The sequence below is a fragment of the Arthrobacter sp. JCM 19049 genome, from assembly GCF_001310435.1.
The window spans coordinates 1-11,102 of the sequence record NZ_BAXF01000044.1; the positions used below are offsets into that span (position 1 = coordinate 1).

Annotated in this window: 13 protein-coding genes and 1 pseudogene; 7 read left to right on the top strand and 7 right to left on the bottom strand. The window is 63.9% G+C overall.

Annotated features, from left to right (window positions below):
• Positions 1-116: 116 nt before the first annotated feature.
• The gene (locus JCM19049_RS03900; RefSeq protein WP_054820862.1) at positions 117-464 is read right to left on the bottom strand and encodes an ATP-binding cassette domain-containing protein; all 348 of its coding nucleotides are present in this window, start codon (positions 462-464) and stop codon (positions 117-119) included.
• Between the two features lie 74 nt (positions 465-538).
• Between JCM19049_RS03900 and JCM19049_RS03905 the strand changes: the two genes are divergently transcribed.
• On the top strand, positions 539-736 hold the full coding sequence (locus tag JCM19049_RS03905; RefSeq protein WP_054820863.1) for a hypothetical protein: 198 nt from the start codon (positions 539-541) through the stop codon (positions 734-736).
• 55 nt (positions 737-791) lie between these two features.
• Here the strand turns inward: JCM19049_RS03905 and JCM19049_RS03910 are convergent, their stop codons facing one another.
• From JCM19049_RS03910 to JCM19049_RS03920, 3 genes are all read right to left on the bottom strand, one after another.
• The gene (locus tag JCM19049_RS03910) at positions 792-1,433 is read right to left on the bottom strand and encodes an ABC transporter transmembrane domain-containing protein (protein WP_279402423.1); all 642 of its coding nucleotides are present in this window, start codon (positions 1,431-1,433) and stop codon (positions 792-794) included.
• Between the two features lie 354 nt (positions 1,434-1,787).
• Positions 1,788-2,708, bottom strand: a complete 921-nt coding sequence (locus tag JCM19049_RS03915) for a metallophosphoesterase (protein WP_374700226.1) — start codon at positions 2,706-2,708, stop codon at positions 1,788-1,790.
• A gap of 166 nt (positions 2,709-2,874) precedes the next feature.
• On the bottom strand, positions 2,875-4,968 hold the full coding sequence (locus JCM19049_RS03920) for a transglycosylase domain-containing protein (protein WP_279402420.1): 2,094 nt from the start codon (positions 4,966-4,968) through the stop codon (positions 2,875-2,877).
• 333 nt (positions 4,969-5,301) lie between these two features.
• Between JCM19049_RS03920 and JCM19049_RS18495 the strand changes: the two genes are divergently transcribed.
• From JCM19049_RS18495 to JCM19049_RS18505, 4 genes are all read left to right on the top strand, one after another.
• A complete protein-coding gene (locus JCM19049_RS18495; protein WP_246049554.1) occupies positions 5,302-5,457 on the top strand; it encodes a DUF4177 domain-containing protein in 156 nt (51 codons plus the stop codon).
• A gap of 21 nt (positions 5,458-5,478) precedes the next feature.
• Positions 5,479-5,955 carry a RidA family protein gene (locus JCM19049_RS03925; protein WP_054820865.1) on the top strand — a complete coding sequence of 159 codons (477 nt, stop codon included), beginning with the start codon at positions 5,479-5,481 and terminating at the stop codon, positions 5,953-5,955.
• Positions 5,956-6,417: 462 nt separating this feature from the next.
• On the top strand, positions 6,418-6,756 hold the full coding sequence (locus JCM19049_RS18500) for a hypothetical protein (protein ID WP_279402421.1): 339 nt from the start codon (positions 6,418-6,420) through the stop codon (positions 6,754-6,756).
• The gene (locus tag JCM19049_RS18505) at positions 6,747-6,911 is read left to right on the top strand and encodes a hypothetical protein (protein WP_279402422.1); all 165 of its coding nucleotides are present in this window, start codon (positions 6,747-6,749) and stop codon (positions 6,909-6,911) included. The genes JCM19049_RS18500 and JCM19049_RS18505 overlap by 10 nt, the downstream gene beginning before the upstream one ends.
• A gap of 97 nt (positions 6,912-7,008) precedes the next feature.
• On the opposite strand, the gene JCM19049_RS03935 is transcribed toward JCM19049_RS18505, so the two are convergent.
• Positions 7,009-7,686, bottom strand: coding sequence for a Crp/Fnr family transcriptional regulator (locus JCM19049_RS03935; RefSeq protein ID WP_054820866.1), 678 nt, complete (start codon positions 7,684-7,686; stop codon positions 7,009-7,011).
• Between the two features lie 206 nt (positions 7,687-7,892).
• Here JCM19049_RS03935 and JCM19049_RS03940 point away from each other — a divergent pair, with 206 nt between their 5' ends.
• A complete protein-coding gene (locus JCM19049_RS03940; protein WP_054820867.1) occupies positions 7,893-8,087 on the top strand; it encodes a CvpA family protein in 195 nt (64 codons plus the stop codon).
• Complete coding sequence (locus JCM19049_RS03945; protein ID WP_054820868.1) at positions 8,087-9,082, top strand: MarP family serine protease; 996 nt, start codon at positions 8,087-8,089, stop codon at positions 9,080-9,082. Before JCM19049_RS03940 ends, JCM19049_RS03945 begins: the two co-directional genes overlap by 1 nt.
• A 54-nt stretch (positions 9,083-9,136) precedes the next feature.
• Here the strand turns inward: JCM19049_RS03945 and aroQ are convergent, their stop codons facing one another.
• Positions 9,137-9,589: a type II 3-dehydroquinate dehydratase gene (aroQ, locus tag JCM19049_RS03950; RefSeq protein ID WP_054820869.1), complete on the bottom strand. Its 453-nt coding sequence runs from the start codon at positions 9,587-9,589 to the stop codon at positions 9,137-9,139.
• Positions 9,590-9,752: 163 nt separating this feature from the next.
• Positions 9,753-11,102, bottom strand: a pseudogene (locus JCM19049_RS03955) (acetate--CoA ligase); the annotation flags it as partial.

Sequence of the window (11,102 nt, forward strand, 5' to 3'; positions counted from 1 at the left end):
GATCTCTTGAGTTCGTGTCACCATCGTTAGTTGCGAGACACCCTTCACGTACTAAGGTTCTGGCTGGTCAGATACGTCCGCGCATCTACCAAAGCTCGGAACACAAATCTGCAGATTTAGGTTCTTCGCGACAGGCCCTCCTCGCCGATCAGGGTGTCCACCCCCTCGGGCAGCTCGTAGGCGAAGTGTGCCTGGGCCACCTCCAGGGACTCGGCCAGCAGTGCCTCCAGCTGCCGCTCGTCCAGGCCCTCCGGCGCGCCGAGCAGCACGTTTTCACGGACCGAGGTGGAGAACAGTGTGGTGTCCTCGAACGCCACCGCGACCTCGGTGCGCAGCTGCTGCAGGTCCCATTCGCGCACGTCCTGGCCGTGCACCAGCACCTGCCCGGCATCCACGTCGTGCAGCCGCGGCACCAGGTTCAACAAGGTCGACTTGCCCGAACCGGTGATCCCCACCAGGGCCATGGTCTCCCCCGGGCCGGATCTTCAGGTCGATGCCGGCCAGGATGGGGCGGGCCTGCCCGCCGGCGCCGGGGTAGGTGAAGCGCACATGGCGCAGCTCCACCTCGCCGCTGAGCGTTTCCGGGCGGGAGGGGTGCTGCGGGGAAGTCAGGTCATTGACGGTGTCCATGACCTCGAAGTGGCGGTCCAGTGCGGTCTTGGTGCTCAGGGTCATGCCCAGCAGCATGCCCATGCCCTCCACGGGCCCGGCAATGACCGCCGCAATCGCGAAGTAGGCGACCAGCGAGCCGACGCTGAGGTTGCCGCTGGCCACCAGGGAAACACCGATGATCAGGCCCGCCCCGAGAATGGTTTCGGGAATGGCGACCACGGCCAGCAGGAAGCTGGCCAGCGTATTCGCCTTGCTGATCTCGGTCTCCTGCAGGGACTTGGCCTGCTCGTTGAAGCCGTCGTACATGTCCGGCCCGCGGCCGAAGGCTTGATGACCCGGATGCCGTGCACCGATTCCTCCACGGCGGTGGCCAGGTCACCGGCCTGGTCCTGGCTAAGCCGGCTGGCCGCGCGGTAGTCGTTGCGGAAGCGGTAGGCCTTGATCATGATCGGCACCGAGCCGGCCAGATAGAGCAGGCCCAGGATCCAGGAGTGGGTGAACATCAGGACCAGGCCGGTGATGACGGTGACGGTCTCCACCACCAGCATCATGGCGCCGAACGCCAGCCAGCGGCGCAGCAGCGACAGGTCCGACATGGACCGCGAGAGCAGCTGGCCAGAGCCCCAGCGCTCATGGAAGGCGACCGGCAGGCGCTGCAGGTGCTTGTAGAAGCGCACGCGCATCCGGTTCTCCAGCCCGGCGGCCGGGGTGAGAACGAACTGGCGGCGCAGGAAGATGAAGAACGCCTCCAGGAAGCCCAGCCCGGCCACTATGGCCACCGCCACCCAGATCTGGGAGGACGAGGCGTCGCTGCCCAGCACGTTGTTGACCAGCCAGGCCAGGACCTGGGGGATCACCAGGCGACAATGCCGGCGCCCAGGGCACAGAAGAACCGGCGATCAGCCGGGGCATGATGGGTTGGACGAAGGGGGCCAGACGCCGCAGCGTGGCTCGAAGGGAAGTATCCGGGCTGTCGCCTGATGTTTTGCTTTGCCGCGGCACCGTTTTACCTTCGTTCTGGGAAGTGTGATTTGATCCACCACACAGGCTACCGGTTGTGGTTGAGAATATTCAATCGTCCTGCGGCCCGGCTTGAAGGGCGGACTTCCAAATCATGGCAGTGCGGTGGCAAGAACAACTTCGCCTCCCGCACCGGTGGCGCGGGAGGCGAAGCGTTAGCAGTATCGGTGCGGGACGATGCCTACTTGGAAGTCAGGGTCACCAGCACGGCTTCGGGCCGGCAGGCGATGCGTACCGGGACGAAGCGGGAATTGCCGATGCCGGCAGACACATTCAGCGGGACGCTGCGTCCGTCCAGCTCCCAGTTGGTCCAGTCCCCGGGCGCGCCAGGTAGGCAAGTCGCAGTTGGTCACCACGGCACCGTATCCGGGAATGCAGATCTGGCCGCCGTGGGTGTGCCCGGCGAAGATGACGTCGGCGCCGGTGCGCGTGAACTCATCCAGCACCCGCTGGTAGGGCGCGTGGGCCAATGCGATCTTCACGTGCGGGGAGCGCGCCGAGTTCACCGAGCCGGCCGGCCACCCGGCGAAGGTGTCGCGGTTGATGTGCGCGTCATCCACACCGCTTAGATCCATGCGGATCCCCTTCATGGGAACCGACTGGTTGCGGTTGGCCATATTCAGCCAACCAGCGGCGCCGAAGTGCCGGTGCATCTCCTCGTGCGGCAGCGCGTTGCGGCTGGAGTTGTTCGGCACGCCGCGGCTGCGCTTGAGGTAGCGCAGGGGGTTTTTCAGTTGCGGGGCAAAGTAGCAGTTGGATCCGGGAACGAAGGCGCCGGGGAACTGCATCAGCGGCTCCAGCGCGTCGATCAGGGCCGGCACGCCATTCTGGTGCGACAGGTTATCGCCGGTGTTGATCACGAAGTCGGGGCGCAACTCGGCCAACTGGTGCAGCCAGCGCCGCTTGAGCTGCTGGCCAGGCACCATGTGGATGTCCGACAGATGCAGGATGCGAATGTCGGGGGCGCCGACCGGCAGGACCGGAAGGGTTTCGCGGCGCAGCTGGAACTGCTGGGTTTCATACATTCCATAACCGATGGCCGCCGTGCCCAGGGCCAGGGCGCCGCCTGCCAGCAAGGCGGTGCGGCGAGCGGCTGAGGCCAAGGCCGTTGAAAAATCCTTCTGTGAAGTCATAGGTGGACCGTCAGTGTCCTTTCAACGAAAAGTGCTGGTTGGAATGCGAAACCATCGTAGTTGCGGATAAAGGAAGGCCGCGGCCACCAAGGTGGCCACGGCCTTCAGTTTAGTCCTCGTCGGAGTCGTTCGGCGAACCCGACTTTGTCGGTTCAGGCTTGGACTTCTTTTCCTTCTTGTCTTCGCCCTTGTCCTTGGACTTATTTTCGCCCTTGGACTTGTTCTCGCTCTTTTCCTTCTTGTCCTTCGAATCCTTGGAATCTTCCGAATCCGACTTGTTCGAGTCACTCGAATCGCTCGAGTCGCTGGAGTCGCTGGAGTCGCTGGAGTCGCTCGAATCGCTGGAATCCGAATCCTCCTTGGGCTGCGGCTTCGGCTTGGGAGCAGAACGAGCCGAGCCGAAGGAGCCCTGGTCGAACTCGTGGACTGCTTCCTCCATGAAGTCGACCCACAGCGGGGAAGCGAACGTTGAGGAGTCCACAATGCTGCCGTACCTGCGACCGTTCACGACCTTGTTCTGCAGAGTGTTTTTCTTCTCAGCAGCCTGGGCGTCCACGCGACCAACCCAGGCAGCGGTCGAGATGCCGGTCGAGTAGCCGACGAACCAGGTGGAGGTCGACCAGTTATTGGTACCGGTCTTGCCCGCGATTGGTCCGGATACCTGCCCCTTGGACACGCGCTTCGTTGCGATCTTCTGCAAAGTCCCGTTTAGATCGGCCACGTTCTGCTCGTCAATGACCTGCTTGCAGTCCGGCTGCGGCACGTTGTACTTGTTGCCTTCACCGTCCACCACGGAGGTCAGGGCACGTGGCTCACAGTATTCGCCCTTGTTGGCAAACGCGGCGAAAGCAGCAGCCTGGGACAGCGGGGTAATGCTAACCGAGCCGATAACAAACGATGGATTCTTCGGGCTGATCGGCGCGGGGGCACCGTTTTCTCCACCGTTCTGGTTGAGCACGCCCAGTTTAGTGGTGTAGTCGGTGATGGTGCACAGATCAACCTGCCGGGCCTCTTGAACGGTCGCTGCGTTGACCGACCAATACAGTCCGTAGTCCACGGTCATGTTCTTGTAGAAGCCGTAGGAGGCGTTCTTAGGAGTCCACTTTTCACCGACGGTAGTGGTTCCGCCGGGCAGACACGAAGCCTGCCACTTGTCGCCGGGCATGAAGGTTTGCCGCTTCGCATTGATCTTGTCGTACATGTGGTGACCCTCATGCAGCCAGGCCAGAGTGGTGTACGGCTTCATGGTCGAGCCACCCTGGAAACCGCCAGCACCGCCCAGGGAACGTTCCACAGAGTAGTTGAGAACGCTGTTCTCCATTTTTTCGTTGTCAGGAGCGTAGGTCGAGTTCTGCGCCATGGTGACGATGTTGCCACTGCCCGGTTCTACCGAGACGAGTGAGGCACCAATGTCTTCATTGCCCTTCATGTCCGGGATGATGGCCTTGCGAGTATCCTTCGCGGCCTTCTTGTTCAGACTGGAGTCAAGGGTGGTCTTGATGGTCAGGCCACCGCGGTACAGCAGATTGGTGCGGTCTTCCTTGGTCTTGCCGAAGGCCTCATCGCGGGTGATCAAACGGGTCGCGTAGTCGCAGAAGTAGGCGTTGTCGCCGGCGGCCATGCAGCCGGAACGTGATTGGCTCGGGTTGGTCTCCAGCTTGGAGGCCACGGCCTTGTCGTATTCCTTCTTGGTGATTGCCCCGGTGCGGTACATGTTGCCCAGGACCTTGTCGCGGCGGTCCTTGGCCCGTTCCGGATTGTCAATCGGGTTGTACACGTTAGGCAGCTGCACCATACCCGCGAGCATCGCGGACTGCTGCAGGTTCAGGTCCTTGGCATCCACCGAGAAGAAACGCTGTGCGGCAGCCTGCACACCGTATTCACGCCCGGAGAAGAGCACCAGGTTCAGGTAGCCTTCGAGGATTTCGTCCTTGGACATCTCGTTCTCGATTGCCACCGAGTAACGGACTTCGCGGATCTTGTCCGCGTAGTCCTTCTGGCCCGACACGGTGGTGTCCTTCGCGCCGGTCAGGTACTGGTTGTTTACCAGCAGGTTGTTCACGTACTGCTGGGTGAGGGTTGAGGCACCTTGGCGCGAAGAAGAAGTCAGGTTCGAGACAGCAGCGCGCAGCATGCCCTTGGGGTCAACACCGTTGTGCTCGTAGAAGCGCTCATCCTCAACAGAGACGATGGCCTTGCGCATGTATGGGAGATGTCCTCAAGCTTCACCGGGTCACGGTTCTGCTCGTAGAAGGTGGCAATGACCTTCCCGTTGCGGTCCAACATCTGGGAGGGCTGCGGAATCGGCAGCTTTTCAAACGACGCCGGAAGCGAGATAACGATGTTGGATCCGGTGGTCATACCGGTTTTCGCGATTGCCGCAGCGGGCACCAACATGCCGGCCGCGAGCACACCACACAAGGCACTGATTCCAAGGAATGCAACGATCTTGCCAAGAGTGGTAGCTGTGTCAAAAAAGGGGGACTTCTTAGCTGCCATGCGTACTAGTTTACAAGGACGCGCTAACGTAGCGAGTATGACTAAATGGGAGTACGCAACATTGCCACTAGTAATCCACGCGACCAAGCAGATCTTGGACCAGTGGGGGGATGACGGCTGGGAGCTGGTCGCCGTTGTGCCAGGCCCCAACGGAACCTCTCCGGTCGCCTACATGAAGCGTCCGAAAGCCTAAACGATAAAGGAGCAAAACCCCATGCAAGAAGCGAATTCTTCACGTGTCGAAGCACGGCTGGCCGAGCTGGGCCATGAGCTTCCCGCCGTCGCCAAGCCGGTGGCCGCTTACCTGCCGTCTGTGACCTCCGGCAACTACGTCTACACCTCAGGGCAGCTTCCGCTAATTAAGGGAGAACTCACAGTTGTTGGAAAGGTCGGCGCCGAGGTTTCCACCGAGGTCGCTGCCCAGCAGGCACAGGTCTGCGCGCTGAACGCATTGGCGGCCATCAAAGCGGAAATTGGTGACCTGGATCGCATCAAGCGCATCGTGAAGGTCGTGGGTTTCGTGTCCTCGGACCCGGCCTTCACCGCTCAGCCGGGCGTCATCAACGGGGCCTCGGAATTCTTCGGCGAGGTCTTCGGGGATGCCGGGCTGCACGCCCGCTCGGCGGTCGGCGTCGCCGCCTTGCCGCTGGATGCCCCGGTCGAGGTCGAGGTTATCGCCGAATTTGAATAGCCGGATTCCGGAACGTGGTGCCCGGGTCGGGGGAAAGATTCCTCCCGTCCCGCGCACCGGCGTGCAACGACGCGTTTTCCCGTTGCCGCCATCCCAGGTCTCGGCGGCCGAGAACTGGGTGACCTTCGGCTCCCGCACCCCGCGCAAGGCCAGGCGCGCCTCCTCGGTGTGCCTGGTCCGCGACGACAACGACGGGCTGCAAACCTACCTCAGCTACCGTGCGGGGGAGTCGCCCCTGGGAACCGTCGCGTTCCCCGGTGGCAGTGTTGAAGCCGATGACTTCAGCGAGCTGCAGTGGTTTGGCCCCTCGCTGGGCGCGTGGTCGGCGAAGATGGGGGTCCTGGACCAGCGGCTGGTCCGCTCGCACGTGGTGTGCGCGATTCGCGAACTTTTTGAGGAAACCGGGATCCTGCTGGCCGGCACCGATGAACAAACGGTGGCCGAGGCCGGCGAACCCGAGGAATGGATGGCGGCGCGCGAGCCATTGCCGGACAGGACCTGCAGTTCAGCAGCTTCCTGGCCCGTCGCGGCCTGGGGGTGCGCACCGACCTGCTGCGTCCGGTCGCGCACTGGGTCAGCCCGAACTTTGCGCTGCGCCGCTTTGACACCTGGTACTTCAGTGCCGCCGTGCCCCAGGGCCAGAGCACCAGCCTGCTGCGGGCCAAGGGCCGGTGGGCCCAATGGTGCAATGCGCGGGAGGTCATCGCCCAGCGCCACGGAAGCTGGTTGGGGGACCTGGTGGACCAGCCCGACACCCGCGAGCTGCCGTTCAGCCAGATCACCTACCGGCCGTGGAAATGATCATGGAGCAGCTGGCCGAATCGAACGGGGCAATCGCCTACCTGGCAAGGCTGCGTTCCCTGCAGGCCCAGCACCCGAACCTGCTGGAGCGTGAGGAACGCTACCTGCTCGAAGTGGTCACCAGCGATGACGGGGACCTGGACGACTGGCGCTAGGCGCTGGATCCTGCCCCGACTAATTTCGGACAGCAAAAAGCCCCGGACTGCCGGTCTTCACACACGGTGGAGGCCGGCCGTCCGGGGCTTCGCAGTTTTAGCGCGAACGCTGGCGCAGGCGCTGGATGTCCAGAATCACGACGGCGCGTGCTTCCAGGCGCAGCCAGCCACGCTGCACGAACTCGGCCAGGGCCTTGTTCACGGTCTCACGCGAAGCGCCAACCAGCTGGGCCAGCTCTTCCTGGGTCAACTCGTGGGCGACCAGGATGCCGTCGGTGGCCGGGCGGCCGAAACGGTCAGCCAGGTCCAGCAGGGCCTTGGCAACGCGACCCGGAACGTCCGAGAAGACCAGGTCCGCCAGCGACTCGTTGGTGCGGCGCAGGCGGGCAGCCAGGGCCTGGAGCAGCTGGATGGAAACCTCGGGGGAGTTCAGGATCGCCTTGCGCAGGTTCTCGTGGCGCAGACCAGCCAGGCGGGTCTCGGAGACTGCGGTGGCGGTGGCGTTGCGCGGGTGGGGGTCGAATAGGGCCATTTCGCCGAAGAGTTCACCCGGGCCGAGCACTGCAATCAGGTTCTCGCGGCCGTCAGCCGAGGTGCGCCCCAGCTTGATCTTGCCGGAAACGATGAAGTACAGCTGGTCGCCCTGGTCGCCCTCACGGAACACTGATGCACCGCGAGAGAGGTCAACTTCGGTCAGCTCTTCGGTCAGGGTGGTGAAGACGTCATCACCCAAAGATGCGAATAGCGGCGCGCGGCGCAAAACCTCGATATCCATTAAATCTCCTGTCAACAGTAGTGAGCGCTAATTTCATTGTGCCGCATCCGGTAACAATGTGACAGTTTCCACACGTGGTTTTGCCAAGAAAATGCTATTAATCACGCCGAATACGGCTGAGGGAGCAAAAGAACTCGCAGAAATCCATCAGGTAAAAAGGGTACCTTGGAAAGGCCGAAGGATCATTAGAACGAAGTGGAGTTTCGTTGCTCGCAGCTTTCAACTGGCTGGACATTGCCATCTGCATCGTTCTCCTTTCTTTTTTCATTGCCGGGGTTCGGCGCGGCTTCATGCTCACCGTCGGGGACATGCTGGGGCTGGTGGCCGGCGGTATTGCCGCGTTCTTCGCCATCCCGCTGGTGTCCACCTGGGTGTCCAACCGTGGGGCCGGGTTGGCCTGATGGTTGGCGCGGCCGCGGTGCTGATCCTGCTGGGCCAGGCACTGGGTCGGGTGATTGCCACCGGCATCCGGCGGCGGCTGAACTTTGATGTGGTGCGGGTCTTTGACCGCCTCATGGGCGGCGCATTGTCGGTGCTGATCACCGCGACCGTCATCGGCGCGCTGGCCTTTTCCACCTCCTCAATGGGTATCCCGCGCCTGTCCACCGAGATCGCCCAGTCCTCGATGATCGCCACGATCCGCAACGCCACCCCGCAGTTCGTCACCTCGGCCATCTCCTCGGCGCGTTCAGCGGTCATGGCCCAAACCCTTCCAGCCATCATGGAACCCTTCGCCCCGGTCGTGGAGCCGGTGGAGGAGACCGGTTGGGCCCCCAGCCAGGCACAGCTGGATGTCGAGGATTCGGTGGCGAAGATCTCCGGCACCGCCGCCCAGTGCGGCGTGAACCTGACCGGTTCCGGCTTCGTGGTGGCCCCGGAAATGGTGATGACCAACGCCCACGTGGTGGCCGGGGTCAGCGCCGCGACCGTCGAGGTGCCGGACCAGGAGCTGCTGCGCGCCAAGGTGGTGTACTTTGACCCGGCCGCGGACATCGCGGTGCTCAACGTTCCCGGACTGCAGGCCGAGACGCTGCCGATGGCCGGCCAGGATCTGGTGCGCGGGGACGAGGCGGCCTTCATTGGCCACCCGGCCGGCGGTCCGCTGCAGATCCGTGGCGCGGTGGTCGCCTCCGAGGCGACCGTGACCATTGCCGATATCTACGAGCAGAAGACCGGGCCGCTGTCCGTCTACCAGCTCACCGCCGAAGTGTCCCAGGGCAACTCGGGCGGGCCGCTGGTCAACGAGGACGGGCAGGCCGTGGGCATGGTGTTCGCCAAGTCGCGCAGCGACGAGGAGGTCGGTTTCGCCCAGAGCCTGGACGAGCTGGAAGAGGCCATGGCCAAAGCGGCCGGCCGCACCAAGTCGATTAAGACCGGCGGCTGCCTGCAGGACTAACACCGCCGCACGCGGTGCCCCATCCGGTGCAGGCCCCGTGGGAGCGTCGCGGGGTCAGCGGCCGAGCAGGTGCGCGAGCTGCTCAACGGCCAGCCGGTAGCCGTTGATCCCGGCACCAATGATGATGGAGCTGGCCACCGGGGAAACATAGGAGTGGTGGCGGAACGCTTCACGCTGGTGCACGTTGGAGATGTGCACCTCGATCACCGGCAAATCCACCCCCGCCAGCGCATCCGCGATGGCCACCGAGGTGTGGGTGAACGCCCCCGGGTTGATTACGATCCCGGCTGCCTGCGTCCGGGCCTCGTGGATCGCATCGATCAGCACGCCCTCATGGTTGGACTGCACGGCCTTGACCTCCAGCTGGTGGGCCGCGGCCGTGTCGCGGGCCAGGGCCTCGACGTCGGCCAGCGTGTCATGGCCGTAGATGGCCGGCTCCCGGGTGCCCAACAGGTTCAGGTTCGGGCCGTTGACCAGCAGGATAGTGTTCTTCTCGGTTGCGCTCATGGAGCCAAATTTACTGCACCGGCGTCCCGCCCAGCCTGCGACGGCGTCAAAGAGCGGTCACCCGGCGTTAAAAAGCGCCCGGCCCGGAAAACCGGGAGGATGTCTCCTCCTGGCTTTCCGGGCCGGGCAGGTCACCGGCGCCAGGCGGCGCCGGACTCGGCTGCTACTTGCGCATTGACTGCGCGATCTGGGTCATCACCGTCGCATCGGAGAGCGTGGTGGCGTCTCCGACCTCACGGCCCTCGGCCACATCCTTGAGCAGGCGGCGCATGATCTTGCCCGAACGGGTCTTGGGCAGTTCCGGGACCACCAGCACGTGGCGCGGCTTGGCGATCGGGCCGATGTCCTTGCCCACGTGGTCACGCAGCGTGGCCACCACGTCCTGGCCCTCCTCCGGTTCGCGCTGCAGGATCACGAACGCGACCACGGCCTCCCCGGTGGTGTCATCCTTCGCGCCAACCACCGCAGCCTCGGCCACCAGCGGGTGGGCGACCAGCGAGGACTCGATTTCGGTGGTGGACAGGCGGTGGCCGGACACGTTCATCACGTCATCCACGCGGCCCAGCAGCCAGATGTCCCCGTCATCGTCCTTCTTGGCCCCATCCCCGGCGAAGTACATGTCCTGGAAGCGGGACCAGTAGGTGTCCTTGTAGCGCTGCATGTCGCCCCAGATGCCGCGCAGCATGGCCGGCCACGGATCACGAATGACCAGGAAGCCGCCCTGCCCGTTGCCGACGGACTTGCCTTCCTCATCGACCACGTCCACGCTGATGCCCGGCACCGCCACCTGGGCGGAACCCGGCTTGGTGGAGGTCACCCCGGGCAGCGGGGCGATCATGTGCGCGCCGGTCTCGGTCTGCCACCAGGTGTCCACGATCGGGGTGGGGTGTTCCTTCTTCTCCCCGTTCTTGCCGTTGTTTGATCCGATCACGTCCCGGTACCACATCCAGGCCTCGGGGTTGATCGGTTCGCCCACCGAACCGAGCACGCGCAGCGAGGACAGGTCGTAGCCGTCCGGGATTTCCCGGCCCCACTTCATGAAGGTGCGGATCGCCGTGGGGGCGGTGTACAGGATCGTGACCCCGTACTTTTCCACCAGTTCCCACCAGCGGCCCTGGTGCGGGGTGTCCGGGGTGCCCTCATACATCACCTGGGTGGCACCGTTGACCAGTGGGGCGTAGGTGACGTAGCTGTGCCCGGTCACCCAGCCGATGTCGGCGGTGCACCAGAACACGTCCGATTCGGGGTGCAGGTCAAAGGTGTCACGGTGGGTGACCGCTCCCTGGACCAGATAGCCGCCGGTGGTGTGCACAATGCCCTTGGGCTTGCCGGTGGTGCCGGAGGTGTACAGCACGAACAGCGGGTGCTCGGCGTCGTGCGCCTGGGCGGTGTGCTCGGTGCTGGCGGCGCCCACGACGTCATCCCACCACTTGTCCAGTTCGCCGAAGGCACGTCCTCGCCGTTGCGCTTGACCACCAGCACGTTCTGCACGGTGTGTCCCGGCGCGGCCAGG